This window comes from Arthrobacter sp. B1805 (genome assembly GCF_002929745.1).
GTDB lineage: Bacteria > Actinomycetota > Actinomycetes > Actinomycetales > Micrococcaceae > Arthrobacter_D.
The window spans coordinates 21,325-45,384 of the sequence record NZ_PJIQ01000014.1 but is presented as its reverse complement, the minus strand read 5'-3'; the positions used below and the strand labels follow the sequence as shown (position 1 = coordinate 45,384).

The window sequence follows — 24,060 nt, the reverse complement described above, 5'->3', positions numbered from 1 at the left end:
CGCCCGCGTCAGAGGACGCTGCGATAGACGCCCAGCGTGGTCTCGGCGATGGAGCCCCAGTCGAAGTGCCTCTCGGCGCGCTCGCGCCCGGCTGCTCCCATGGCGGCGGCCTTGCCCGGATCTCCCACGAGCGCGTTCAGCGCGGCAGCGAAGTCCGCCACGAACTTCTCCGGGTCCAGAGGGGTGCCCGTCCCGTCCTGGACCTGCTCGAGCGACACCAGGGTGCCGGTCACGCCGTCGTCGACGACTTCGGGGATTCCTCCCGTCGCCGAGGCGACGACGGCGGCACCACAGGCCATCGCCTCGAGGTTGACGATGCCGAGGGGTTCGTAGATGGACGGGCACGCGAAGACGGTCGCGTGACTGAGGATCTGGACGACCTCGCGCCGCGGCAGCATCCTCTCGATGAGCACCACCGAGCCCCGGCGCTCCCGCAGTTCCGAGATCAGCACCTCGGTCTCTGCTGCGAGTTCCGGCGTGTCGGCTGCACCGAGGCACAGGACGAGCTGTACGTCGGACGGCAGGTGTGCGGCCGCGCGGAGCAGGTACGGAACACCCTTCTGCCGCGTGTTGCGGCCCACGAAGACCACGCTCGGACGGTCGGGGTCGATGCCGTGGGCCCGAAGCGCGTCGTCGTTCTCGTCACGCGCCCATTGATTTACGTCGATCCCGTTGTGCACCACGTGCACCTTGCCCGGATCGACATCGGGATAGCTACGGAGGATGTCGGTCCGCATGCCCGCCGATACGGCAACCACTGCGGCGGCAGCCTCGTAGGACGTCTTCTCCACCCACGACGACAGCGCATACCCGCCGCCGAGCTGTTCGGCCTTCCAAGGGCGTAGCGGCTCCAGGCTGTGTGCGCTCACCACGTGCGGGACGCCGTGGAGGAGGGACGCGAGGTGCCCTGCCATGTTGGCGTACCAGGTGTGCGAATGCACGAGGTCGGTGCCCCCGATGGCACCGAGCATCTGGAGGTCCGTGCCGAGGGTCTGCACCGCCGCATTGGCGCCGCCCAGACCCTCGGGAACGCCGTAGGAGAGCACCGAGGCGCCGTGGTAATCCTCGGGCCGAGGAGCGCCGAATGCGTGGACCCGAAGATCCACCTGCGGCGCCAGGACCCTGCTCAGTTCGGCGACGTGCACCCCCGCGCCACCATAGATCTCGGGTGGGAACTCCTTGGTCACAATGTCTACTCGCACTATCTCAACGTAGTGCAGTGCGGTGGAGTCCTCTAGTGTGAAGTGGACCGGAAAGGTTCCGGGGATGTGTGGACCTACGCTCGACGAACCACCGGTCGGGATTGCAGAACACTCAAAGAAGAGCGGGAGGTCTCAATGGCACCTAAGAAAGTACTCGCCGTGGTGTTGGCTGGCGGCGAAGGCAAGCGCCTCATGCCACTGACCGCGGACCGGGCCAAGCCGGCCGTGCCGTTCGCCGGAAGCTATCGGCTCATCGACTTCGCCCTCTCCAACCTCGTCAATTCGGGGTACCTGCAGATTGTGGTGCTCACGCAGTACAAATCCCACAGCCTCGACCGGCACATCTCCGAGACCTGGCGGATGTCCACGCAGCTCCGCCAGTACATCGCCTCCGTGCCCGCGCAGCAACGTCGGGGCAAGAGCTGGTTCCTCGGCAGCGCCAACGCCATCTACCAGTCCCTGAACCTCATCCACGATGCCCAGCCGGACATCGTGGTGGTCATCGGCGCTGACCATGTCTACCGCATGGACTTCGAGCAGATGGTCAACGCCCACGTGAAGAGCGGCGCGTCCGTGAGTGTTGCAGCCGTCCGGCAGCCTATGCACCTCGTGGACCAGTTCGGCGTCATCGAGGTGGATCAGCACGACCCCGGGCGCATCGCCGCCTTCGTCGAGAAGCCGAAGACCACTCCGGGTCTGCCCGACGATCCCAACAGCTTCCTCGCCTCCATGGGCAACTACGTCTTCACCACCGATGCACTGCTGAAGGCGCTCGAGGACGACGCCGCGCGCCTGGACACGAAGCACGACATGGGCGGGGACATCATCCCCTACTTCGTCGAGCGCAATGACGCCGCGGTCTACGACTTCACCATGAACGACATCCCGGGTGCTACAGACCGTGACCGCCAGTACTGGCGCGACGTCGGCACCATGGACTCGTACTACGACGCGAACATGGATCTCATCTCCCCGTTGCCGCTGTTCAACCTGTACAACCTGCAGTGGCCCATCTATACGCGGCAGAGCGTCTCGCCGCCGGCCAAGTTCGTCCGCAGCGCGTCGGGCCGGCCCGGCGAGGCACACGACTCGATCGTCTCGGCAGGTGTCGTCGTCTCCGGTGGAGCCGTACAGTCCTCCATCCTGGCAACAGACGTCTTCATCGACGAGTCCGCCGAGGTGACGGGCTCCGTGCTCCTGGACAAGGTCAACGTCGGAGCCGGCGCGGTGGTGCGCAGGGCGATCATCGACAAGAACGTCCGGATCCCGCCGGGTGCGCAGATCGGCGTCGACTTCGAACTGGACCGCAGCCGTGGTTTCGCGGTCACGGACTCCGGGCTGACGATCGTCAGCAAGGGTCAGGTCGTCGCTCTCCGTCCTGATCCGGCCTTATAGCGCGCAGGCAGAAGTGCACCGAAGAGGCCCCCGGCAGTGCCGGGGGCCTCTTCGGTGTGCGGTCTATGCACGCGGATCAGTTACTGCAGGCAGGAGCTAGGCGACCCGCGTGATCGCCACCGTCACGTTGAGCGTCGACCCTCCGCCACCGGACAGGATTCCCTTCAGCGGCGAGACGTCCCGGTAGTCGCGGCCGCGTGCGACGGAGACGTGGAAGTCGCTCACCGGGCCGCTGTTGGTTGGATCCCAGCCCCGCCACTCGCCGTCGTACCATTCCACCCACGCGTGGGACTGCCCGGCAACCGTCTCACCGATGCCGGCGCTGCGCCGCGGATGCAGGTACCCGGAGATGTACCGCGCAGGGATGCCTAGGCTGCGGAGGGCCCCGATCGCGACGTGCGCGAGGTCCTGGCATACTCCCTTCCGCTCGGTCCAGGCGTCCTGCGCATTGGTCTGGACGCCGGTGGCGCCCTGGACGTAATCCATCTCCGTGCGCAGCCAGCTGAAGACGGCCCGCGCGGCCTCGTGGGGATTGCGCTCCTGCGCGAGATCGGCCACGAGCGCGCGGACCTCCTCCCCCGGTTCGCTGAGCGCCGTCTGGCTCAGCCAGTCCGAGAACTCGCTCGTCAGCGAATCGGACGCGAGGTCCTGCCAGTTCAGGATGTCGTCCTCCCCCGGGACGCGCTCCGTGCGGCTGACCTCCACGGTGGTAATTGCTGTGAGCTCGAGGTGCTCGTGCGGCACGTGGACGTCGAAGGACGTCACGCGCGTTCCCCAGTAGTCCCGGTAGCTGGAGATGGCGGCACTGGACGGGTTCACCTTGAGCGTCGACTCCAGGACCACCTGGTGCGGATCCGTCAGCGGTGTCATGCGGGCCTCGTTGTAGGACAGCGAGACGCGACGGAGGTAGTCGTAGCCGGTGCGGTGTTCGATCCGTAGGCGTGTCATGAGACCTCTCCGACCCAGGACAGCTCGTCCGCCTGGGAAAAGTATGTGCGGGACACGGCGTCCGAGGCCCGGGCACAGGCTTTCTGGACACGTTCCATGTGCTCGGGCAGTTCGGACATGAGGTCCTGCGTCTGGTGGAATTCCAGGAACGTCCTGGCTTGCCCGACGATGCGGCTCGCGTCGTTGATGAAGCCGACCCGCTGGTACGCGGGGTTGAGCTGCGTGAGGCACTTCTCCGCGTCGCTGAGTGCGTACACGATGGAACGCGGGAACAGACGGTCGAGCAGCAGGAACTCCGCGGCCTGCTGGTCGCCGAAGGACGCCCGCCGCGTGCGCAGGAACGATTCGTAGGCTCCGGCACACCGGAGCATGTTGACCCAGGACAGGCCGGCTGCGTGCACGTCGTGCGTCGTGAGCATCCGGGCCGTCATGTCGGCGCGTTCGAGGCTGCGCCCTAGGACGAGGAACTGCCACGACTCATCGTGGCTCATGGTGGTGTCCGAGAGCCCGCGCACCATGGCGGTACGCTCGACGACCCAGTGGCAGAAGCGGTAGGTGCCGACGACGTCCTTGCGGTGCTGGGTGAGTCCGTACCAGGTGGTGTTCAGGCTCTCCCACACACTGCTGGATACCGTCTCACGGGCACGCCGGGCGTTCTCGCGGGCCGCGCCGAGGGCTCCGGCGATCGAGGTTGCGCTCGACCTGTCGTAGGCCAGGGCCTGCAGTAGGTCCGAGAGGTCGATGTCGTCCGACTCCGGCCGGCTCCCCATCACGCCAAGGAGCTGCTTCGACGTCTCCCGCTGCTGTGCCAGCGGCATCTGGTTGAGGCGTTCCAGGTGGACATCGAGGATGCGCGCCGTGCCGTCGGCGCGCTCGACGTAACGGCCGATCCAGAAGAGTGATTCAGCGATGCGGCTGAGCATGGGGCCTGCCTTCCGTGGCGGTCGTGGCGAGTATGGCGGACGAAGGTGCACCCGCTCCGGGCGGGGAGCCGACGGGCATCATTGCTGTTGCTGCTCCGACTGCTTGTCCTGCCAGTTCGTCTCGATCGGCCAGACACTCGTGCGCTCACGCACGGTGACGACGGATCGCTCCTGCGGGGTATCGGCAACCGTCGGTCCTCGCACCTCGCCGTCGACCACCCAGGTGTCCTTCGATCCACCGCCCTGGCTGGAGTTCACGATCAACGAACCCTCCTTCATGGCCACCCGGGTCAACCCGCCGGGCAACACCCAGACCTCGTCCCCGTCGTTCACCGCGAAGGGCCGCAGGTCCACGTGGCGGGGGCTGAACTGCCCGCCGGACATCGTGGGCACGGTGGAGAGTTGCAGGACCGGTTGGGCGATCCAGCCTCGCGGATCCTCGAGGACCTTCGCGCGAAGCACCTCGAGTTCGGCCTTCGAGGCGTCCGGGCCGATCACGAGGCCCTTGCCTCCCGAGCCGTCGACCGGTTTGACGACGAGTTCGTCGAGACGGTCGAGCACCTCCTCACGTGCCGGCGCGTCCTCGAGCCGGTAGGTGTCGACATTGGCGATGATCGGGTCCTCGCCGAGGTAGTAGCGGATGAGGTCCGGGACATAGGTGTAGACGAGCTTGTCGTCCGCGACACCGTTGCCGACCGCATTCGCGATCGTCACCAGACCGGCACGCGCGGCGTTGACGATACCGGGGCATCCCAGCACCGAATCCGCGCGGAACTGCAGGGGATCCAGGAACTCGTCGTCAATGCGCTTGTAGATGACGTCGACGCGCTGCTCTCCTGCCGTCGTCCGCATGTAGACCCGGTTGCCACGGCAGATCAGGTCACGGCCCTCGACGAGCTCGACGCCCATGAGACCGGCGAGGAGCGTGTGCTCGAAGTAGGCGGAGTTGAAGACTCCGGGGGTCAGGACGACCACGGTGGGGTCCTCGACCCCTGGGGGCGCGGTCTTCCGCAGCGCGGCCAGGAGGCGACGGGGGTACTCCTCGACGGGCCGGATGTGCTGCTGGCCGAAGGCCTCCGGGAGGCCTTTCGCCATGGCACGCCGATTCTCGAGCACGTAGCTGACGCCGCTCGGGACGCGTACGTTGTCCTCGAGCACACGGAAGATGCCCTGCTGGTCACGGACGACGTCGATCCCGGAGATGTGGACCCGCACACCCCCTGCTGGGGCGAAGCCCGACACCTCACGGTGGAAGTGGGCGCTGGACGTGATCAGCCGGCGCGGGATGACGCCGTCGGACACCACCGCCATCTTGTCGTAGACGTCGTCGAGGAACGCTTCGAGCGCCTTGACCCGCTGGGCCACTCCGCGCTCGATCACGTCCCAGTCGCTGCCCGCGATGACGCGCGGCACGATGTCGAGCGGGAAAGGACGCTCCTCCCCCGCGAAGTCGAAAGTGACCCCGCGGTCGAGGAAGGTGCGCGCCATGGAGTCTGCGCGTGCCGTCACGTCCGCCAGGTTGAGCTCGTCGAGAGCGGCCGCGACCTGGCCGTATTCCGTGCGCGGCAGGTGTCCTACATCGAACATCTCGTCGAACGCGGGAGTCTTGCGGGCGGCTGCTGCATAGTCAGCGAAGAGCTCGGACATGGGACAACAGTGCCATGGATCACGCGTTCGTACACACAGGCACACACCGGCACGCTGGCCGTTAACCTGCCCGAAACACACTGCGCAGGGTGCGTGGTTGAATGGCCGGATGGACAACGAGAACCTGCGCCGCGACGAGGCGGCTGCCCGTTCAGCGCTCCTGGCGACAGAGAGCTACTCCGTGGAACTCGACCTCTCGGACGCGCGGAATCCCGCAGAGGGCACCTACCGGAGTACCACCACGGTGGTGTTCTCGTGTCGGGAACCGGGTTCGTCCACCTTTCTCGACTTCATCGGCGAGGTCACCGCGGTGGAACTCAACGGACTCGCGCTCGAACCGACGGCCGTTCGCGAGGGCGCCCGCATCCTGCTCGACGATCTCGCCGAGCGCAATACGGTGACCGTGACCGGCCGAGCCCGCTACAGCTCGAGCGGAGAAGGTCTGCATCGCTTCGTCGACCCCGTGGACGGGGAGACCTACCTGTACACGCAGTACGAGCCGGCGGATGCTCGACGCGTCTTCGCCACCTTCGAGCAACCGGACCTCAAGGCGACCTTCTCCTTCACGGTGATCGCACCACAGGGCTGGACGGTCGCCTCCAATGGTGCGCTCGCGCGGACGGAGACTGTCGACGGCCCCCGGGCCCCGGCGACGCTCTGGACCTTCGAGCCGACACGACGGATCTCGACCTACATCACCACCGTGCTCGCGGGGCCGTACCACCGGGAGGACGACTCGTGGACCGGCCGTCCCGGAACCGCGGGCGAAGGCCTCGAAGTGCCCCTTGCGCTGTTCTGCCGCCGCTCCCTGGCCTCGTCCTTCGACGCCCCGGAGATCTTCGACACGACCAAGCGCGGCCTCGACTTCTTCCACGACCTGTTCGACTACCCCTATCCGTTCGGCAAGTACGACCAGGCGTTCGTGCCGGAGTACAACCTCGGGGCCATGGAGAATCCCGGTCTCGTGACCTTCACCGAGAACTACGTGTTCCAGTCCGCAGCCACCGAGGCCCAGCGGGAGGCAAGGGCGAACACGATCATGCACGAGATGGCGCACATGTGGTTCGGGGACCTCGTGACGATGTCCTGGTGGGATGACCTGTGGCTCAAGGAATCCTTCGCCGATTACATGGGAGCGCTGGCCGTAGCGGAGGCGACGCGGTGGAGCACCTCCTGGGTCAGCTTCGCGAATCGCCGGAAATCCTGGGCGTACGTGCAGGACCAGCTTCCGACGACGCACCCTATCGTCGCGGACGTGCCCGATCTCGAGGCGGCGAAGCAGAACTTCGACGGCATCACGTATGCCAAGGGCGCTTCGGTCCTGAAGCAGCTCGTGGCGTTCGTGGGCCGCGACGCCTTCATCGCGGCCGCACGGCAGTACTTCAGAAAGCACGAGTACGGCAACACCACCCTCGCAGACCTGCTCGAAGTGCTGACAGGTGCGACCGGTCAGGATCTCGAAGGCTGGTCACGCTCGTGGCTGCAGACATCCGGCGTCCCGTCCCTCTCCGCCCAGGTCACGGTAGCCGAGGGACTGTTCACCGGCGTCGCTGTCCTGCAGGATGCCGTCGATCCGGTCAGCGGCCTCGACGAACCACGCCCGCACCGGATCCGGCTCGGGCTCTACTCCTTCGACGACGAGGACCGGCTGGTCCGGACAGGAGCGGAGGCCGTCGTCGTCGAAGGAGGGCGGACCGAGGTCCCAGCCCTGGTGGGAGTGGCCCAGCCGGATCTCCTCCTGATCAATGACGACGACCTCACCTACGCCAAACTCTCCTTCGACGAGCGGTCGCTCGCCACCCTGCTGACGTCGATCCACCGGGTGCAGGATCCCCTGGCCCGCGCCACCTGCATGACAGCGCTCTGGTCGAGCACGAGGGACGCGCGCCTGCCGGTGGGCTCATACCTCGACGCCGTCCTCCTCGCTGCCCCGGCGGAAACCGGGGTGGGCGTCCTGCAGGTCCTGCTGGCCAATGTTCGCACCGCCGTCGAGAGCTTCGCCCCGGTGGATCACCGCCCTGCGCTGCGCGAGCGCGTCAGTGCTTCCCTGTGGGACGGCCTGCGCTCCGCAGAGGCAGGCTCCGATCTGCAGCTCGCGTGGGCGCGCGCTCTCGGAGCCATGGCACGCACCGCTCCGCGGGCGGCCGACGTCGTCCGGGCGGTGCTGAGCGGTGACGAGGCCGTCCCCGGGCTGCCCCTCGACGCCGAGCTGCGGTGGCTGTTCCTGCAGGGTCTCGCCGCCCAGCAGCGCGTGCGTCCCGGGGAGCTGGAAGCGGAGCGGGCCGCGGACGCGACGGCTTCGGGAAGGGTGGGCTTCACCCTCGCTTCCGCAGCGATCCCGGATGCCCGCATCAAGGAGGCGACCTGGAACGAAGCCGTGCACGGCGACCGGCTGTCGAACGAACTGCTGAGTGCGGCGATCGAGGGTTTCACGCTCGGTCCGCGCGAGCTGCTCGCAGCCTACGAGGAACCGTACTTCGAGGCGCTACGTGGCGTCTGGGACACGCGCGGCATCGAGATGGCGAGCAGGATCGTCCGCGGCCTGTATCCGGGGCACCAGGACCTCGATGGCCTACCGGAGGAGCATCCGGTCGTCGTGAGGACCGACGACTGGCTCGCGGCGCATCCGACGGCGCCGGCCGCGCTCCGGAGGATCGTCATCGAGGAGAGGGACCAGCTGCTGCGCTCCCTCCAGGCCCAGGCTCAGGGCACGCGGTAGAGCCACGCATCCGTGCCGAACTTCTGCTCGACGAGCTTCTCGGCGTGGCGCAGCTCATCCTCGGACAGCGTTGCCTCCACGGCACCGTAGCGCTCGCGGAAGGTGGTCATCAGAACATCGATGATCTCCTCGCGCGTCCTCCCCGTCTGGCGACGCAGCGGGTCGACGCGCTTCTTCGCGCTCCTGGTTCCCTTGTCTGACATCTTCTCCTTGCCGATCCGCAGCACCTCGAGCATCTTGTCCGCGTCGATGTCGTAGCTCATCGTGACGTGATGCAGCATGCCACCATTGGCCAGCCGTTTCTGCGCCGCTCCACCGATCTTTCCGAGCTCCGTCGCGATGTCGTTGAGAGGCTGGTACCAGGCCTTGATGCCCAGCTTCTCCAGAGCCTCCATCACCCAGGCGTCGAGGAAGGGGTAGGAGTCGGCGAAACTCATGCCGTCGACGAGGGACTGCGGCACGTAGATGGAGTAGGTAATCGCGTTGCCATGCTCCATGAACATCGCACCTCCCCCGCTGATCCGGCGAACAACGGTCACCCCGTGCCGCTCCGCACCGCCAGGATCCACCTCGTTGCGCACCGACTGGAAGCTGCCGATCACCACGGAGGGCGCCTGCCATTCCCAGAACCGCACAGTGGGGTTCCGCACACCCGAACCGACCTCGTGGGTGAGGACCTCGTCCATCGCGACATGCATCGCTGTGGACAGCGGGGTCGGCGGGATGATCTCCCACTGGTGGTCCGCGAAGCTCGTGGCCCGTCCCAGGGCACGACGCACCGCCGTTGCGATGGCTTCCGGCGAGAAGCCGAACAGGACGGCGTCGCTATCGAGGCCCGCCCTGACAGCTGCCGCGAGTTCGCCGGGCGCGGTATCCGCCGGCAGTCCCTCGAGGGCCGCGTTGATGTCGAGCAGTGCCTCGTCCGGTTCGAGGAAGAAGTCCCCGTTCACCGAGACGTCGGCGAGGCGTCCCTTAAGGAGCGAGAGGTCCACGGCGGTGAGCTTGCCGCCGGGGGTCTTGAACTCCCCGTGCAGGCGGCCTGGATCCGATACTGCTGCCATGAATGGTCTCCTGGGTGCTCCGGCCCCTTCGGGGGGCGCGGTGTCGGTACTGGTTGTGACTGGCCGTGGCTGGTCGTCTTAAGCGGAGAAAGCCACGCCGTGATGACGTGGCTTTCCCTCGAGGACATGAGGCAGGCAGGCCCTCATTTCCGGATGCTCCTGCAGAGCTGACTACTTCTTCGCGCCGAAGCCCTTAAAGCGGGCGTTGAAGCGCTCGACGCGGCCGGCGGAGTCCATGATGCGCTGCTTGCCGGTGTAGAACGGGTGCGACTCCGAGGAGATCTCGACCTCGATGAGGGGGTAGGTGTTGCCGTCTTCCCACTCGATGGTCTTGGACGAACCGACCGTCGACTTGGTCAGGAACGCCTTGTCGGAGGCCAGGTCGCGGAATACGACCGACTGGTACTTGGGGTGGATATCAGACTTCACGGGACTACCTTCTCTGGTTGCCTGGATTTTGCCAGGCACGGGAAATTGAAAGGTTGGCGACAGCGCCAGCTGTCAATACTAGCGCAGGAGGGGCTGTGAGGCTAAAGCGGAGGGTGCCGCGTCGCCGTCGTACCGGCACTCCCAGAAGGCGACGGCGGCCGCCGCGGCGACATTCAGCGAATCGACCCCGCCATGCATGGGGATGGTGAGTGCGACATCGGCTGCGGCGAGGGCACCTTCGCTGAGGCCGTCACCCTCGGTTCCCAGCAGGAGGGCCAGGCGTTCATGCTGCTGCGCCGGAAAATCGCCGAGGGGCACGGCCCCGGGTGTGAGAGCGAGTGCAGCCAGCGTGAAGCCCGCCCGCCGCACAGCCGCCAGGTCGTCCGGCCACGACACCAGCCGCACCCATGGCACCTGGAAGACGCTGCCCATGCTCACACGCACCGCCCGCCGATACAGCGGGTCGGCGCTGCGGGGACTCACCAGGACGGCGTCGATCCCGAGAGCAGCCGCCGACCGGAAGACCGCGCCGAGGTTCGTGTGGTCCACCATGTCCTCGATCACCGCCACGCGGCGGGCGGACGCCAGGACCTCGGCCAGCGGTAGCGGCTCGGGGCGCTGCATCGCGGCCAGGGCACCCCGGTGGAGGTGGAACCCGGTGATCGCCTCGAGGGTCGGTTCGGGTGCTACGAAAGCCGGAACGGAGGGGAAGCGGGCGAGGACGTCGCCGAGGTCCGGCAACCACTTGGGTGCGAGCAGGAACGAACGCGGAGCGTGGCCGGCATCGACCGCCCGGCGCAGGACCTTCGAGCTCTCAGCGATGTAGAGCCCTTCTGCAGGCTCCTTCGCGAGGCGGAGCTGGACGTCCGTGAGGTTCCGGTAGTCGGCGAGCCGCGGATCGTCGACGGAATCGAGTTCGACGACGGTCATCGGGTGCCGTCCGCTGGGAAAGGACCACTGCCGGCGCCTGTGTTCACGCCCTGGCGACTGCGCTGTACCGGCCGTCCTCCTCGGTGACCCTGAGCGCGACGTCGAAGGCGGTGCTGAGGTTCTCCTCGGTCAGCACGCCACGGATCGGACCGGCCGATACCACCTTCCCGTCACGCAGGAGCAGCGCGTGCGTGAAGCCCGGGGGGACCTCCTCGAGATGGTGCGTGACGAGCACCATGGCAGGGGCGTCCTCGTCCCGTGCGAGTTCGGTCAGCCGCTTCACGAGGTCCTCGCGGCCGGCAAGGTCGAGGCCGGCCGCCGGCTCGTCGAGGAGCAGCAGCTCCGGATCGGCCATGAGCGCCCGCGCGATCTGGACGCGCTTGCGCTCACCCTCGCTGAGCGAGCCGAAGGGTCGGTTCATGAAGCGCGACATACCCCACGCGTCGAGGAGCCGGAAAGCGCGGCGTTCGTCGAGCCGCTCGTACTGTTCGCGCCAACGCCCCGTGACGCCGTAGGACGCGGTGACGACGACGTTCAGGACGGTCTCGTGGTCCGGCACCTGGGAGGCAAGGGCCGCGGAGGCGAGGCCGATGCGGGGGCGGAGTTCGAACACGTCGACGGCGCCCATGACCTCGTCGAGGATGCCGACCACGCCGCGGGTGGGATGCAGGCGTGCGCCCGCAAGTTGCAGAAGCGTGGTCTTGCCCGCTCCGTTGGGACCCATGACCACCCAGCGCTCGCCCTCGCTGACCTGCCAGTCGATGTCGTCGAGCAGTGTCTTGCCACCCCTGACGAGGCTCACTCCCGCCAGTTCCAGAACGCCACTCATGGTTCTAGACACTAGGCTAAGGACCGGCTTCGTGGCTAAACCAACGGCCCCCGGCCCGGTCGGGCTCGCTGGTCACACTCCGGTTCCGCTACTCGCTTCGGCGTGGCTCCTTCACGCGCTTGTCCCGGCGCATCGGGGAAAGGCGATCGGGTCCTGCGATCGGCACCAGGGTACGGGTACGGATGACACGAAGAACGAACCACGCGAGCAGGAACTCGAGCACGATCAGGGGCGCCGACAGCGCCCGGACAGGAGCGGAACACATGCCCGACAACGCCAGGGTGGTTGCGTACGCGCGCCGCCTCGACGACGGACACCGCGACGATCTGTCAGCGATGCTTCGACGCCTCGGGGCCGATGTCAGAACCGAGGTGCTCACCGGCGCGGGCACCTACGACGTCCTGACGCTCGATGTCGAGCTCACCGATCCCGCGAGGACGCGTGCCGGCCTCACCGACTGGACCGCGAGGACAGGCATCGGTGCCGCCCTCGTCCCGGAGGCTCTCTACAGCGCGGGTCCGCGGCTGCTGATCATGGACGTCGACTCCACGCTGATCAAGCAGGAGGTTATCGAACTGCTCGCGGCACACGCCGGGCGCGAGTCGGAGGTGGCGGCGGTGACGGAGGCGGCGATGCGCGGGGAGCTCGACTTCGCCCAGTCCCTGCACCACCGCGTACGAGCATTGGAGGGGTTGCCCGCGTCCGTCATCGACGCGGTGGTCGGAAGGATTGAGCTGAGCGATGGCGCGGAAGAGCTCGTGGCCGCCTTCCTCGACGCGGGTCACCGTGTCGGGGTGGTGTCAGGAGGGTTCACGCAGGTCCTCGAGCCACTCGCCACGCGCCTGCGGCTGTCGTTCGCAAAGGCCAATGACCTGGAGATCGTCGATGGGGTGCTGACCGGTCGAGTGGTGGGCGCCGTCGTCGACCGCCGTGAGAAGGAGCGGATGCTGCGGGCCGAGGCGGAGCGGGCGGGCGTGCCCCTCGCCGCGACACTCGCCGTGGGCGACGGAGCGAACGACCTCGACATGCTCGGGGCGGCAGGTCTCGGCGTCGCCTTCAATGCGAAGCCCGCCGTACGTGCAGCAGCCGATGCCGCAGTGGATCTTCCGGACCTCGACCTCGTGCGGCACTTCGCCGGACTCTAGGCCCGCACGGCTGCAGGCTCCCGGCCCAAGGGTTTTTGGAGTCCGCCTTGCGAACGGCAAGAGCGCGGTCCCCGGGGGGAGAGTGCACGGCCGGACCCACGCCCCTGCAAACCCCTCCGGCGCATGGACCGTGCCGGCCGGGGTGGCAGGGGCGCGCCGCGGCGCGCGGCTCAGCTCTTGGCGAGGAAGTCCTCGGCGCCACCCACATACTCGGTGTGACCCGTGGGGACGTCGGCGGTGACCATCCTGACGATCTCGGTGGCGAACTCGGCGACGGAATACAGCCGTCCGGCCTCCTGGCGGCGTGCCTCGATCGCGCCCGGAGTCGCCCGGTCGAGCAGGGTCGCGGTGACCGTTCCTTCGATCATGTCGCCGGACACGACGACGAGGGAGATGCCCTTCTCGTCGAGTTGCGGGATCAGGGCGCGCAGGGCGTCCTCACCGGCGCGCTTGCTGCGCGCCACGGGCTCGTAGGCGTCCATCGTCTCCACCTTCTCGATGAAGTGGGCCTGATGGCTCGTGATGAAGACGACGCGCGAGCCGGCGGGCATGACCTCGACAGCAGCCGTGAGCATGGCGACCTGGGCATCGCGATTGAGTTTCAGCGCGTAGTCCTCCCCCATTCCCGTCTCCATGCCGCCGGACGCGTTGAGGACCAGCAGGTTGAGGCCGCCGAAGGAGGTAACGGCAGCATCGACCAGCGCGGCCGGTCCCTCCGGCGTCGTGAGGTCCGCTCCCACGGCGACGGCCTTGCCGCCCGCTGCCTCGATGCCCGCGACGACCTTGTTGGCGCGCGGGGCCTTCTGCCGGTAGTTGACGACGACGGCGGCGCCCTGCGCAGCGAGCTGCTGCGCGACGTCGGCTCCGATGCCGCGCGACGAACCGGTGACGATAGCTGTGGTGCCCTCGAGAGTGGCCATGGTGCTCCTTCTGGTGAAGTCTGGGATAGGGAGTGGATCGGTGCGGTGGCTCGGCAGGAGCGTCAGTGACCCATGCCGAGGCCGCCGTCGACCGGGATGACGGCGCCGGAGATGTAGGCCGCTGAATCACTTGCGAGCCAGGCTACGACGCCGGCTACCTCGGCCGGCGAAGCGAAGCGTCCCGCGGGGATGGTGGCGAGATAGCTCTTGCGCGTCTCCTCGGGCAGCTCGGCCGTCATGTCGGTGTCGATGAATCCTGGAGCGACGACGTTCGCCGTGATGCCGCGGGACCCTAGTTCGCGGGTCAGGGACCGCGCGACGCCGACGAGCCCCGCCTTCGATGCGGAGTAGTTGATCTGCCCTGGTGCCCCGTAGAGGCCGGTGACGCTCGAGATGAGGATCACGCGCCCCCGACGCATCCGGATCATGCCGCGTGATGCGCGCTTCACCGCCCGGAAGGCGCCCGTGAGGTTCGTGTCGATGACGTCGGTGAAGTCGCTCTCCGTCATCCGGAGCAGCAGCGTGTCCCGTGTGATGCCGGCATTCGCGACGAGCACCTCGACCGGTCCGTGCTGGGCCTCGACCTCGGTGAAGGCCGCGTCGACCTGCTCCTGACTCGTCACGTCCGCCTTGACGCCGAGCATCCCCTCCGGAACCTCGCCACTTCGATGAGTGATGGCAACCTTGTCGCCGTTCGCTACGAATGCCTGTGCGATGGCAAGGCCAATCCCTCGGTTGCCACCGGTGACGAGGACACTGCGTCCAGTCGCGGTGGTCGTGCTGTCTGCATCAGGTGCCAAGGGGAAACTCCTCTGTCTGCGGGCTCGAAGGGGCCCGCGTTGTTCGAGATACCGATCGATGTCCAGTTCGACGTCCGGTCCGGTGTCCGGTTCGATCCCGACGACGGAGGCGATCCGGCGAGGGCTTCGGCGCCGTCGAACCGGCTCGGCGACTCTTTCGTCAAACTATCCCGACGATCCTAGCGGCGCATCCCTCAACTTCGGGAACGGGACCCTGAGTGAGACAATAGAGGGAGTCTTTATGGAGTGTGATGAGTAGACAAACGAAGCACAACACAGACGTCCACAGCATCTCCGACGCTCGTGAATCACACAGCGAGGAAATGCGTACACGAATGATCCGGTACACGGTGTCGATGAGCATCCGTCTCGTCTGCTTCGTCCTGGTCTTCGTCGTTCCCTACGTATGGCTGCAGTGGGTGATGATCGCCGGGGCGGTGTTCCTGCCGTACTTCGCCGTGATCGTCGCCAATGGTGGCAGCGACACCAGCAACATCCGACACAGCGACGCGCTGATCGACCGGGCGCCCGTCCGCGAGATCGAGGCGAAGGTCGTCGATGCGGATCCCGGGGACGGCGACGACGTGCTCAGCGGCGAGATCATCGACGACGACACCGGGCCGGTTCAGCACGGCTCGCACGCCGCCGGTCACGACAGGCCGTCCACACATGGCTGACGGAGCACAGAACCCGGAGCCGGCGGGGGCGTTTCCACCCGCGGGTCTGGGACTGTTCGCCGGGCCGCAGCGGGCGCACGACGCCGTACCCGTGTGCTCGCGCAAGGGCTGTCGCAGCGACGCCGAGTGGCAGTTAATGTGGAACAACCCGCGTATCCACACCCCGGAGCGGAGGAAGGCCTGGGCCTCGTGTCCCGACCACGTCGAGTGGTTCGAGGAGTACCTTCGCGCCCGTGGCCTCTGGAAGGAGACCCTTCCGCTGGCGTCCGACCGACCGATGGAGACCCGCTAGGTGTACCGCTTCCTCTTCTCCGCCCGCTGGTTCGGCTGGCTGGCCATGGTCATGGTGATCGCCGCCGGATGCGTGGGTCTCGGACGCTGGCAGCTGGATCGTCGTGAGGCGGTCGTGGAGGACATCCAGCGCATCGAGGCGAACTACGACGCCGCACCGGAACGGTACGCGCCCGGCGAGAACGGTTTCGACAGCTATGACGCTTCCCGCGAATGGACGCCGATCACCTTCGAGGGGACCTACGACGTCGAGAACCAGGTGATTGTGCGCAACCGGCCGCTCAATGGCCAACCCGGCTACGAGGTGCTCACTCCCCTGAAGCTCGAGGACGGCACCGCCGTGATCATCGATCGTGGCTGGCTTCCCATCGGAAACGTAGAGGCCGGCCGTCCGGACGAGATTCCGGCACCGCCGGCCGGGCGGGTCGAGGTCACCGCCAGGATGAAGCCCGGGGAACCCGCCGTCAACCGCGGCGCTCCGGAGGGACAGGTGGCATCGATCGACCTGCAGGCCCTGGCCGCCACCCTGGACTATCCCGTGCAGGACGCCGCGTACGGCCTTCTGGCGCTGGAACGGCCGGCAGCGGCGCAGACGCCTGTTGCTGCACCGAAACCGTCGATCGACGAGGGCCCGCATCTCTCGTACTCGATGCAGTGGTTCGCCTTCGGGGTCCTGGCGTTCGTGGGGCTGGGCTATGCCGCGCGCCAGCAACGCAGGAGCGACTCCGAGCAGGACGGCAGCGATCTACGGCAGCCCGTTCGACCGCGGCGCCGCCCTTCCTCGGAGGATGAAGAGGACGCCATCCTCGATTCGCAGGGAATCCGCTAGTAGCTGCAGACTCTCACGGAGCACCCGCCGACCAGCCGAGCGAAGCCCGCTGCTCAGCAGTGAGCGAGGCGACGACGAGGTCGTAGGAATCCTCGATCATGTCCAGCACGGTCCCGGGTGACAGCGCTCCGTCCAGCCGTACCGAGTTCCAGTGCTTCTTGTTCAGGTGCCAGGCGCCGGTGATCTCGGGATTGGCCGCCCGCAGCTGCACGGCGAGTGCAGGGTCGCACTTGAGGGAGATCGCGGGCGGATGGACGTCGAGACGGACCAGCGCGAAGATCTTCCCGCGATTCGGAATCGCCGCCCGTTGCGGCGCCCGCACCCGGAAGACGGCGATTTCCGGACCGAACGGATAATCCTCGACGGCGCCCGTGAAGGACAGGCACGAGGTTCGCAGCCGATCCAAGTTTACGGGCATCACCCTAGCGTGCCCGGAGCAGGACCGCTGTGCCCCGCGCGTCGCTCATGTGCAGTGCGACCGTAGGGCTGCTTGCTCCCGTCGGGGCGTCGCATCGTCTACGCCAGCGTGACGAGTTCCAGGTAGTCCTGGTTCCACAGGTCCTCCACGCCGTCCGGCAGCATCACGACCCGTTCGGGATCGAGGGCGTCGACGGCGCCCTCGTCATGGCTGACCATGACGACCGCCCCGCTGTAGTTCTTGAGCGCACCGAGGATCTCGGCGCGGCTTGCCGGGTCCAGGTTGTTCGTCGGTTCGTCGAGCAGGAGGACGTTCGCCGACGACGCGACGATGGTCGCGAGGGCCAGTCGGGTCTTCTCGCCGCCGGACAGTACGCCGGCAGGCTTGTCGACGTCGTCCCCGGAGAAAAGGAACGACCCGAGGATCCCGCGGACCTCCGCGTCCTGCATGTCCGGGGCCGAGGACTTCATGTTCTCGAGCACGGTACGCTGCGTGTCGAGCGTCTCGTGCTCCTGCGCGTAGTACCCCACCTTCAGTCCGTGGCCCGCGATGACCTTCCCCGTATCGGGCTTGTCCACACCTGCGAGCATCCGCAACAGGGTGGTCTTCCCCGCACCGTTGAGTCCCAGGATGACCACCTTCGAGCCGCGGTCGATCGCGAGGTCGACATCAGTGAAGATCTCCAGCGACCCGTAGGACTTGCTGAGCCCCTCCGCGGTCATGGGGGTCTTGCCACACGGGGACGGCTCCGGGAAGCGGAGCGCTGCCACCCGGTCCGAGGCGCGCACGGCGTCGAGTCCGCCCAGCAGCCGCTCGGCGCGCTTGGCCATGTTCTGGGCGGCGACGGCCTTCGACGCCTTGGCCCGCATCTTGTTGGCCTGGTCCATGAGGACCTGCGCCTTCTTCTCGGCATTCGCGCGTTCGCGCTTGCGGGCGCGCTCATCGGTCTCGCGCTGCAGCTGGTAGCGCTTCCAACCCATGTTGTAGATGTCGATCGTCGCCCGATTGGCGTCCAGCTGGAACACTTTGTTGACGGTGGCCTCGAGCAGCTCGACGTCGTGACTGATGACGATCAACCCGCCCTGGTGGTTCTTCAGGAAATCCCTCAGCCAGGTGATTGAATCGGCGTCGAGGTGGTTGGTCGGTTCGTCGAGGAGCATGGTCTCCGCGCCGGAGAACAGGATCCGGGCGAGCTCGACGCGCCGACGCTGACCGCCGGACAGCGTCTTCAGGGGCTGGTTCAGGATGCGCTCGGGCAAGGCGAGGTTGGACGAGATGGAAGCCGCCTCGGCTTCGGCTGCATAGCCACCGCCGGCGAGGAATGCGGATTCGATGCGGTCGTAGCGAGCCATCGCCTTGTTGCGCACCGACGTCTTCTCGCTCGCCATGTCCTCGTGGGCCTGGCGCAGTTCGCCGACGACGGCGTCGAGGTTGCGCGCGGAGAGGATCCGATCGCGAGCGAGCTGCTCCATGTTCGGGGTGCGGGGATCCTGTGGCAGGTACCCGATCTCGCCCGAGCGGGTCACGGTACCTCCGGCGGGCAGCGATTCCCCGGCGAGCACCTTCGTGAGGGTCGTCTTCCCGGCGCCGTTGCGCCCGACGAGACCGATCTTGTCGCCCTTGTCGACGCGGAAGGACACCTCATCCATGAGCAGGCGGGCTCCGGCCCGCAGCTCCAGGTTCGATACGCTAATCACGGTGAGGCCTTTCAATGGTGCCGGAGACGGCGTTTGTTGTAGGAATCCCACAAGGGATCCCCTGATGACCGGCGCTAGTCTCGGTACAGAAGCAGTTGCGGCTGGAGGAAGTCGACAAAGCACCGGAGCAGTCGGTGCGACTCCGGCCTGCTGAAGGAGCGTGTGCCATGCAGCCAGCGGAGCAAACCGTTGCCGGATCGACCGACACCGGCCGGTCCCCGGCGCGCAAGCGGTGGGATACCACCGATCTCTCCCTGGTCGCGGTCTTCGCCGCCCTCATCGCCGCCCTTGCAATCCTACCCGGTATACCGGTGGGTCCGCTCGGTGTGCCGATCACACTGCAGACGCTCGGCGTCCTGCTCGCCGGGGTGGTCCTCGGCCCCACCCGCGGAGCGGCCGCCGTCCTGCTCTACCTCGCCGCCGGGCTGATCGGCCTGCCGGTGTTCAGCGGCTTCAACGGAGGTTTCGGCGTCCTGGCCGGACCGTCGGCCGGATACCTCGTGGCGTTCCCCCTCGCGGCCCTCGTGGCCGGTCTGCTGGCCGTCGTCGTCCTCCGCAGGACGCGCAGGTTCCGCGTCGGCCTCCTGTTCCTGGCCTGCCTCGCGGCCAGCCTGCTGACCATTCATCCGCTGGGCATTGCAGGACTCATGGTGAACGCGGGCCTCCCGCTGCGCGACGCGATCATCGTCGACGCCGCGTACCTGCCCGGCGACGTCGTGAAGGACCTTCTCGCCGCAGCGGTTGCCGTGTCGGTCCATCGGGCGTTCCCCCGACTCCTCGGCGCGAGGGCGCGCGGCGCACAGTGATCGAGCTCAGGGGAGCGCAGGTCAGCACGGACGACGGCACCCGGACGCTCCTGCATCCGACCTCGCTGACGCTGGCCGAGCAACGCGTCAGCGTGATCGGAGCCAACGGGTCCGGCAAGTCCACGCTGTTGCGCCTCATCAACGGCCTCCTTCTTCCCAGCCGAGGATCGGTGGCGGTCTTCGGCCACGACACGCGTGCTGGGGGCCGGGCTGTGCGACGCGCCGTCGGGTTCGTCTTCACGGACCCCCTCTCCCAGCTCGTCATGCCGACCGGCCGGGAGGACGTCGAACTGTCCCTCCGGACCCGCAGGCTGTCCGCGACGGACCGCCGCCGGCGTGGTGAGGAGGTCCTGCGGCGTTTCGGCGTGGAGCACCTTGCCGACCGCAGCATCTACGATCTCTCGGGCGGCGAACGCCAGGTCCTCGCGCTTGCCGTCGTCCTCGCCGTGGATCCGCGTATCCTCGTCGCCGACGAACCGACGACCCTTCTGGACCTGCGCAACGATGTCCTGGTGCGGACCCTCCTCGCCGGGCTCGACCAGCAGGTCGTCTACACCACCCACAACCTTGACTTCGCGCTCGAGGCCCAGCGGACGCTCGTGGTCGACGACGGCAGGGTGGTGTTCGACGGCGCTCCCGCCGCCGCCGTGGCGCACTATCGCACCCTCGCTGGAACCCCGGCCGCCGGCGCATGAGGGGTTTCGGCAGCACGCTGGGGCTGTACGAGGAGGGCCGTGGGTTCCTCTACCGGACTCCGCTGTGCGTCAAGGCGGCGGTATCCGTCGGGTGCGCCGTGGCCGTCGTCGCCTGGCGCTCCCCACCCACCACCTCGGCCGTGCTGGTGATGGCCCTCGGAGCGCTCCTGACCGGCGCACGCCTCTCCCCCCTGAGGATCCTGCGGATGCTGCTGCCTGCCGCACCGGTGCTCGGCATTCTCGGGCTCTATCAGGGCATGACGCAGGGGTGGCTGCGGGCATTCGTCGTGGTGGGAGGCGTCGCCGCGTGCCTGCTCGTGGCGCGAGCGGTGACACTGACGACGCCGACGCAGGCGCTGCTCGACGGCATCGTGCGGCTCGTGACGCCCCTCCGCGCCGTGGGCGCGGACCCCGAACGCTTCGCGCTCGCACTGTCCATCATGCTGCGGAGCATCCCCTACCTCGCCGGCCTGTTCGTCGACGTCCGGGAGGCGGCGAAGGCGCGCGGCCTCGAACGCAATCCGCGTGTCGCCGTCACTCCCCTCGTCGTCGGTGCGGTCGCCTATGCCCATCGGACGGGGGAAGCCCTGGCCGCACGGGGCCTCGGTGATCACGACGACCGTGGTGAGAAGAGCGACGCCAAATCAGCGGGTGACATCGGCGATGACCCGTCACTCGACCACGAGGACACGGGCACGAGCTGACCCGAGCAGAAACGACCACAGGGCGGCCCCAGCAACCGCTGGAACCGCCCTGTGGTCGGAACGACTGTCCTGCCGATCAGATATTGAAGCCGAGAGCCCTCATCTGGTCGCGGCCGTCCTCGGTGATCCGCTCGGGACCCCACGGCGGCATCCACACCCAGTTGAGCCGCCACTCGTCGACGACGCCGTCCAACGCCTGGCCGACCTGCTCCTCGAGCACGTCGGTCAGGGGGCACGCGGCCGTGGTGAGGGTCATGTCGATCAGGAGGGCGCCGTCGTCGGCGTACTTCAGTCCGTAGAGGAGGCCGAGGTCCACGATGTTCACACCGAGCTCCGGGTCGATCACGTCCCTCAGCGCTTCCTCGACGTCATCCAGCGCGGTCTGCGCCTGCTGCACATCACTCATCGCACTTTTCCTTTCGGGCGATTCGGCACGCGGACGTGCCGGTAATCCTGGTGGTCCTAGGCCTCGACCGCGGACTGGGCCGTGAAACGATCGTAGCCCTCTTCCTCGAGGCGGTCAGCGAGTTCCGGGCCGCCCTCCTCGGCGATGCGCCCCGCGACGAACACGTGCACGAAATCGGGCTTGATATAGCGCAGGATCCGCGTGTAGTGGGTGATGAGCAGAGTGCCCATCTCGCCCTTCGAGTGCTCGCGGTTGACTCCTTCGGAGACGACCTTGAGGGCGTCGACGTCGAGGCCGGAGTCGGTCTCGTCGAGGATCGCGAACTTGGGGCGGAAGAGCTCGAGCTGGAGGATCTCGACACGCTTCTTCTCGCCGCCGGAGAAGCCCTCGTTGACGTTGCGCTGGGCGAAGTCCGCATCGATACGGAGCTGCGCCATGGCCGTCTTGACGTCCTTGGTCCAGTGCCGCAGGCTCGGAGCTTCGCCGTCGAGTGCGGTCTTGGCCGTGCGCAGGAAGTTCGTCATCGTGACGCCGGGGACCTCGACCGGGTACTGCATCGCGAGGAAGAGCCCGGCGCGGGCGCGCTCGTCGACGCTCATCGAGAGGACGTCCTCCCCGTCGAGCGTGATGGACCCGCTGTCGACCTTGTAGCGGGGGTGGCCGGCGATGGTCGACGCGAGCGTCGATTTTCCGGAACCGTTCGGACCCATGATCGCGTGGGTCTCGCCGGTGTTGATCGTCAGCGTGACGCCCTTGAGGATGGGGATGTTGCCCTGCTCGGTGTCGATGCTGACGTGCAGGTCCTTGATTTCAAGTGTGGACATCGTGTTCTTTCTCCTTCGCCTGCTGTGCAGGAAGTGTGCAGGAAGTACGTGGGTCGGCGGCAGCTAGCCGAGCTGCGGCGCGGGTGCTCCATTGGTGACCGTCGTGACGTCGACGTAGACGTTGCCGTCGTGGATCTCGAGTGCGAAGACGGGAACCGGTTCGTAGGCAGGGAGCTGCAGGGGAGCCCCGCTACGGAGGTCGAACTGCGAGCCGTGGCCCCAACATTCGATTGCGCATCCCTCGACATCGCCCTCGGACAGCGAGATGTCCGCGTGCGAGCACGTGTCTCCCAGCGCGTGGATCTCGCCGTCCGAATCACGCACGACAGCGACGGGGTAGTCGTCGATCAGCACGCGCAGCGCCTGCTTGACCTGGATGTCGTCGACGCTGCAGATCAGCTCCCCGCGGGGTGCATCCGCCATCAGAGGTTGCCCGCCGCGAGTTCGCGTTCGACCGACTCGGAGAGCCGCTCCTCGAGGGCCGGCACCTTGATCTGCTGGATGACCTCGTTGAGGAATCCGCGGACCACGAGCCGGCGTGCAGCCTTCTCGGGGATACCACGCGCCATGAGGTAGAAGAGGTGCTCGTCGTCGAACCGGCCCGTGGCGCTGGCATGGCCCGCACCCTCGATGAGGCCCGTCTCGATCTCCAGGTTCGGTACCGAATCCGAGCGCGCACCGTCCGTGAGGATCAGGTTGCGGTTCGTCTCGTAGGTATCCGTCCCCTCGGCGGCCTTGCGGATCAGGACGTCGCCCACCCAGACGGTGTGCGCGTCCTGGCCCTGCAGTGCACCCTTGTAGGTCACACGCGACTTGCAGTTCGGGACGGCGTGATCCACGAGCAGTCGCTGCTCGAGGTGCTGGCCCGCATCCGCGAAGTACAGTCCGTACATCTCGACCTCGGCACCGGTGGCGGTGAAGATCGACGACGGCGTGAGACGCACGAGATCGCCGCCGAGGCTTACGACCACGTGCTTGTAGCGGGCGTCCCGACCTACCTTGGCCTGCTGGGAGGAGACGTGCACGGCGTCGTCGTTCCATTCCTGGACGCTGACGACGGTCAGCTCCGCGCCGTCGCCCACGATGATCTCGACGTTCTGTGCAAGCGTGGCGGAGCCGGAGTGATCCAGGACCACGACGGCTTTCGAGAAGGCCTCGGCGTTGATCAGGATCTGCTGGGCTGCTGCCTCCATCGCCGAGCCGGTGACGCTCACCATGACCTCGCCGTCCGCAGCCGTCTCCTTCGGGATGGTGATCACGGTGGCTTCGGTGAACGCGTTCCATGCCGCTGCGGACACGCGGTCCTCCGGCGTCGCGGCGGTGCCCAGGCGGGCGTCGTCCCGGCCGACCGTCTCGACCGTGACTTTCCCGGCACCCGTCACCGCGACGGCCGGGGACGCTCCCGTGAGGGCATCGGTGTGCAGCCCGCGCAGGCGCTTGAGCGGCGTGAAGCGCCAGTCCTCCTCGAGGCCCGTCAGCGTCGGGTAGTCCGCGAGGTCGAAGGACCTGCGGCGTTCCCCGCGCGATGCCTCTGGGATGACGGTGGCGTTGCCGTGGCTGTGCTTCTTGAGCCCGAACTGCTCGCTGCCCGTGTTCTGGGCCGAGAGCCGCTCGCCCTCTTCGGTGAAGCCGTCGATCGAGGCCGACGCCGCGGCGCCCGACGGTGCCCCCAGGCGGGCCTTCTCGTCGAGGTCGCCGAGATCGGTGACCTCGCCCTCAGGGGCGGTGTTGGGTGAAAATTCCGTGTGGGTGGTCTCAGCCATTG

The 24,060-nt window shown here is 67.4% G+C and carries 26 protein-coding genes and 1 pseudogene; 10 read left to right on the top strand and 17 right to left on the bottom strand.

What is annotated here, in order from left to right; all coding sequences use genetic code 11:
- Window positions 1–8 precede the first annotated feature (8 nt).
- Entirely contained in the window at window positions 9–1,202 is a 1,194-nt protein-coding gene (gene glgA, locus CXQ96_RS14380) for a glycogen synthase (RefSeq protein ID WP_104118709.1), read from the bottom strand.
- A gap of 129 nt (window positions 1,203–1,331) precedes the next feature.
- Here glgA and glgC point away from each other — a divergent pair.
- Window positions 1,332–2,597 (top strand): annotated as a pseudogene (glgC, locus tag CXQ96_RS14375) (glucose-1-phosphate adenylyltransferase); the annotation flags it as partial.
- A gap of 96 nt (window positions 2,598–2,693) precedes the next feature.
- Here the strand turns inward: glgC and CXQ96_RS14370 are convergent.
- From CXQ96_RS14370 to CXQ96_RS14360, 3 genes are all read right to left on the bottom strand, one after another.
- Window positions 2,694–3,545, bottom strand: coding sequence for a transglutaminase family protein (locus tag CXQ96_RS14370; RefSeq protein ID WP_104118707.1), 852 nt, complete (start codon window positions 3,543–3,545; stop codon window positions 2,694–2,696).
- Entirely contained in the window at window positions 3,542–4,468 is a 927-nt protein-coding gene (locus tag CXQ96_RS14365; protein WP_104118706.1) for an alpha-E domain-containing protein, read from the bottom strand. Before CXQ96_RS14365 ends, CXQ96_RS14370 begins: the two co-directional genes overlap by 4 nt.
- Before the next feature lie 78 nt (window positions 4,469–4,546).
- The gene (locus tag CXQ96_RS14360) at window positions 4,547–6,115 is read right to left on the bottom strand and encodes a circularly permuted type 2 ATP-grasp protein (protein ID WP_104118705.1); all 1,569 of its coding nucleotides are present in this window, start codon (window positions 6,113–6,115) and stop codon (window positions 4,547–4,549) included.
- A gap of 109 nt (window positions 6,116–6,224) precedes the next feature.
- Here CXQ96_RS14360 and pepN point away from each other — a divergent pair, with 109 nt between their 5' ends.
- The gene (pepN, locus tag CXQ96_RS14355; RefSeq protein ID WP_104118704.1) at window positions 6,225–8,834 is read left to right on the top strand and encodes an aminopeptidase N; all 2,610 of its coding nucleotides are present in this window, start codon (window positions 6,225–6,227) and stop codon (window positions 8,832–8,834) included.
- Here the strand turns inward: pepN and CXQ96_RS14350 are convergent.
- The 5 genes from CXQ96_RS14350 to CXQ96_RS18490 form a co-directional block, all read right to left on the bottom strand.
- On the bottom strand, window positions 8,819–9,895 hold the full coding sequence (locus CXQ96_RS14350) for a biotin/lipoate A/B protein ligase family protein (RefSeq protein ID WP_104118703.1): 1,077 nt from the start codon (window positions 9,893–9,895) through the stop codon (window positions 8,819–8,821). The genes pepN and CXQ96_RS14350 overlap by 16 nt on opposite strands.
- A gap of 171 nt (window positions 9,896–10,066) precedes the next feature.
- Complete coding sequence (locus CXQ96_RS14345) at window positions 10,067–10,324, bottom strand: type B 50S ribosomal protein L31 (RefSeq protein WP_104118702.1); 258 nt, start codon at window positions 10,322–10,324, stop codon at window positions 10,067–10,069.
- A gap of 78 nt (window positions 10,325–10,402) precedes the next feature.
- The gene (locus tag CXQ96_RS14340) at window positions 10,403–11,254 is read right to left on the bottom strand and encodes an RNA methyltransferase (RefSeq protein WP_104118701.1); all 852 of its coding nucleotides are present in this window, start codon (window positions 11,252–11,254) and stop codon (window positions 10,403–10,405) included.
- Between the two features lie 43 nt (window positions 11,255–11,297).
- A complete protein-coding gene (locus CXQ96_RS14335; protein WP_104118700.1) occupies window positions 11,298–12,083 on the bottom strand; it encodes an ABC transporter ATP-binding protein in 786 nt (261 codons plus the stop codon).
- Window positions 12,084–12,171: 88 nt separating this feature from the next.
- Window positions 12,172–12,348, bottom strand: a complete 177-nt coding sequence (locus CXQ96_RS18490) for a hypothetical protein (RefSeq protein WP_181036484.1) — start codon at window positions 12,346–12,348, stop codon at window positions 12,172–12,174.
- On the opposite strand from CXQ96_RS18490, the gene serB reads away from it, so the two are divergent.
- Complete coding sequence (gene serB, locus CXQ96_RS14330; protein WP_104118699.1) at window positions 12,347–13,228, top strand: phosphoserine phosphatase SerB; 882 nt, start codon at window positions 12,347–12,349, stop codon at window positions 13,226–13,228. The two genes, CXQ96_RS18490 and serB, sit on opposite strands and share 2 nt — an antisense overlap.
- Before the next feature lie 170 nt (window positions 13,229–13,398).
- Here the strand turns inward: serB and CXQ96_RS14325 are convergent, their stop codons facing one another.
- Together CXQ96_RS14325 and fabG are read right to left on the bottom strand one after the other, a co-directional pair.
- Window positions 13,399–14,148, bottom strand: coding sequence for an SDR family oxidoreductase (locus CXQ96_RS14325; RefSeq protein ID WP_104118698.1), 750 nt, complete (start codon window positions 14,146–14,148; stop codon window positions 13,399–13,401).
- A gap of 62 nt (window positions 14,149–14,210) precedes the next feature.
- Window positions 14,211–14,948 (bottom strand): 3-oxoacyl-ACP reductase FabG, encoded by a 738-nt coding sequence (gene fabG / locus CXQ96_RS14320; protein WP_104118697.1) that lies wholly within the window; start codon window positions 14,946–14,948, stop codon window positions 14,211–14,213.
- 39 nt (window positions 14,949–14,987) lie between these two features.
- Here fabG and CXQ96_RS18485 point away from each other — a divergent pair, with 39 nt between their 5' ends.
- The 4 genes from CXQ96_RS18485 (at window position 14,988) to CXQ96_RS14305 (ending at window position 16,745) form a co-directional block, all read left to right on the top strand.
- Window positions 14,988–15,131: a hypothetical protein gene (locus CXQ96_RS18485; RefSeq protein ID WP_181036483.1), complete on the top strand. Its 144-nt coding sequence runs from the start codon at window positions 14,988–14,990 to the stop codon at window positions 15,129–15,131.
- Between the two features lie 68 nt (window positions 15,132–15,199).
- On the top strand, window positions 15,200–15,625 hold the full coding sequence (locus tag CXQ96_RS14315; protein WP_104118696.1) for a DUF3099 domain-containing protein: 426 nt from the start codon (window positions 15,200–15,202) through the stop codon (window positions 15,623–15,625).
- Window positions 15,618–15,917 carry a hypothetical protein gene (locus tag CXQ96_RS14310; protein ID WP_258059137.1) on the top strand — a complete coding sequence of 100 codons (300 nt, stop codon included), beginning with the start codon at window positions 15,618–15,620 and terminating at the stop codon, window positions 15,915–15,917. The genes CXQ96_RS14315 and CXQ96_RS14310 overlap by 8 nt, the downstream gene beginning before the upstream one ends.
- Entirely contained in the window at window positions 15,918–16,745 is an 828-nt protein-coding gene (locus CXQ96_RS14305; protein WP_104118695.1) for an SURF1 family protein, read from the top strand.
- A 13-nt stretch (window positions 16,746–16,758) separates the two neighbouring features.
- Here the strand turns inward: CXQ96_RS14305 and CXQ96_RS14300 are convergent, their stop codons facing one another.
- Together CXQ96_RS14300 and CXQ96_RS14295 are read right to left on the bottom strand one after the other, a co-directional pair.
- Window positions 16,759–17,163 (bottom strand): MmcQ/YjbR family DNA-binding protein, encoded by a 405-nt coding sequence (locus tag CXQ96_RS14300; protein WP_104118694.1) that lies wholly within the window; start codon window positions 17,161–17,163, stop codon window positions 16,759–16,761.
- 98 nt (window positions 17,164–17,261) lie between these two features.
- A complete protein-coding gene (locus CXQ96_RS14295) occupies window positions 17,262–18,860 on the bottom strand; it encodes an ABC-F family ATP-binding cassette domain-containing protein (protein ID WP_104118693.1) in 1,599 nt (532 codons plus the stop codon).
- A gap of 167 nt (window positions 18,861–19,027) precedes the next feature.
- Here CXQ96_RS14295 and CXQ96_RS14290 point away from each other — a divergent pair, with 167 nt between their 5' ends.
- The 3 genes from CXQ96_RS14290 to CXQ96_RS14280 are packed head-to-tail and all read left to right on the top strand — an operon-like array spanning window position 19,028 to window position 21,065.
- On the top strand, window positions 19,028–19,666 hold the full coding sequence (locus CXQ96_RS14290; protein ID WP_104118692.1) for a biotin transporter BioY: 639 nt from the start codon (window positions 19,028–19,030) through the stop codon (window positions 19,664–19,666).
- The gene (locus CXQ96_RS14285; RefSeq protein WP_104118691.1) at window positions 19,663–20,361 is read left to right on the top strand and encodes an energy-coupling factor ABC transporter ATP-binding protein; all 699 of its coding nucleotides are present in this window, start codon (window positions 19,663–19,665) and stop codon (window positions 20,359–20,361) included. The genes CXQ96_RS14290 and CXQ96_RS14285 overlap by 4 nt, the downstream gene beginning before the upstream one ends.
- Entirely contained in the window at window positions 20,358–21,065 is a 708-nt protein-coding gene (locus CXQ96_RS14280) for an energy-coupling factor transporter transmembrane protein EcfT (RefSeq protein ID WP_104118690.1), read from the top strand. The genes CXQ96_RS14285 and CXQ96_RS14280 overlap by 4 nt, the downstream gene beginning before the upstream one ends.
- A 76-nt stretch (window positions 21,066–21,141) precedes the next feature.
- Here the strand turns inward: CXQ96_RS14280 and CXQ96_RS14275 are convergent, their stop codons facing one another.
- The 4 genes from CXQ96_RS14275 to sufD form a co-directional block, all read right to left on the bottom strand.
- Window positions 21,142–21,471, bottom strand: a complete 330-nt coding sequence (locus CXQ96_RS14275; protein WP_104118689.1) for a metal-sulfur cluster assembly factor — start codon at window positions 21,469–21,471, stop codon at window positions 21,142–21,144.
- Window positions 21,472–21,527: 56 nt separating this feature from the next.
- The gene (gene sufC, locus CXQ96_RS14270) at window positions 21,528–22,295 is read right to left on the bottom strand and encodes a Fe-S cluster assembly ATPase SufC (protein ID WP_104118688.1); all 768 of its coding nucleotides are present in this window, start codon (window positions 22,293–22,295) and stop codon (window positions 21,528–21,530) included.
- Window positions 22,296–22,358: 63 nt separating this feature from the next.
- Window positions 22,359–22,718, bottom strand: a complete 360-nt coding sequence (locus CXQ96_RS14265) for a non-heme iron oxygenase ferredoxin subunit (protein WP_104118687.1) — start codon at window positions 22,716–22,718, stop codon at window positions 22,359–22,361.
- The gene (sufD, locus tag CXQ96_RS14260; protein ID WP_104118686.1) at window positions 22,718–24,058 is read right to left on the bottom strand and encodes a Fe-S cluster assembly protein SufD; all 1,341 of its coding nucleotides are present in this window, start codon (window positions 24,056–24,058) and stop codon (window positions 22,718–22,720) included. The genes CXQ96_RS14265 and sufD overlap by 1 nt, the downstream gene beginning before the upstream one ends.
- Window positions 24,059–24,060: the final 2 nt, after the last annotated feature.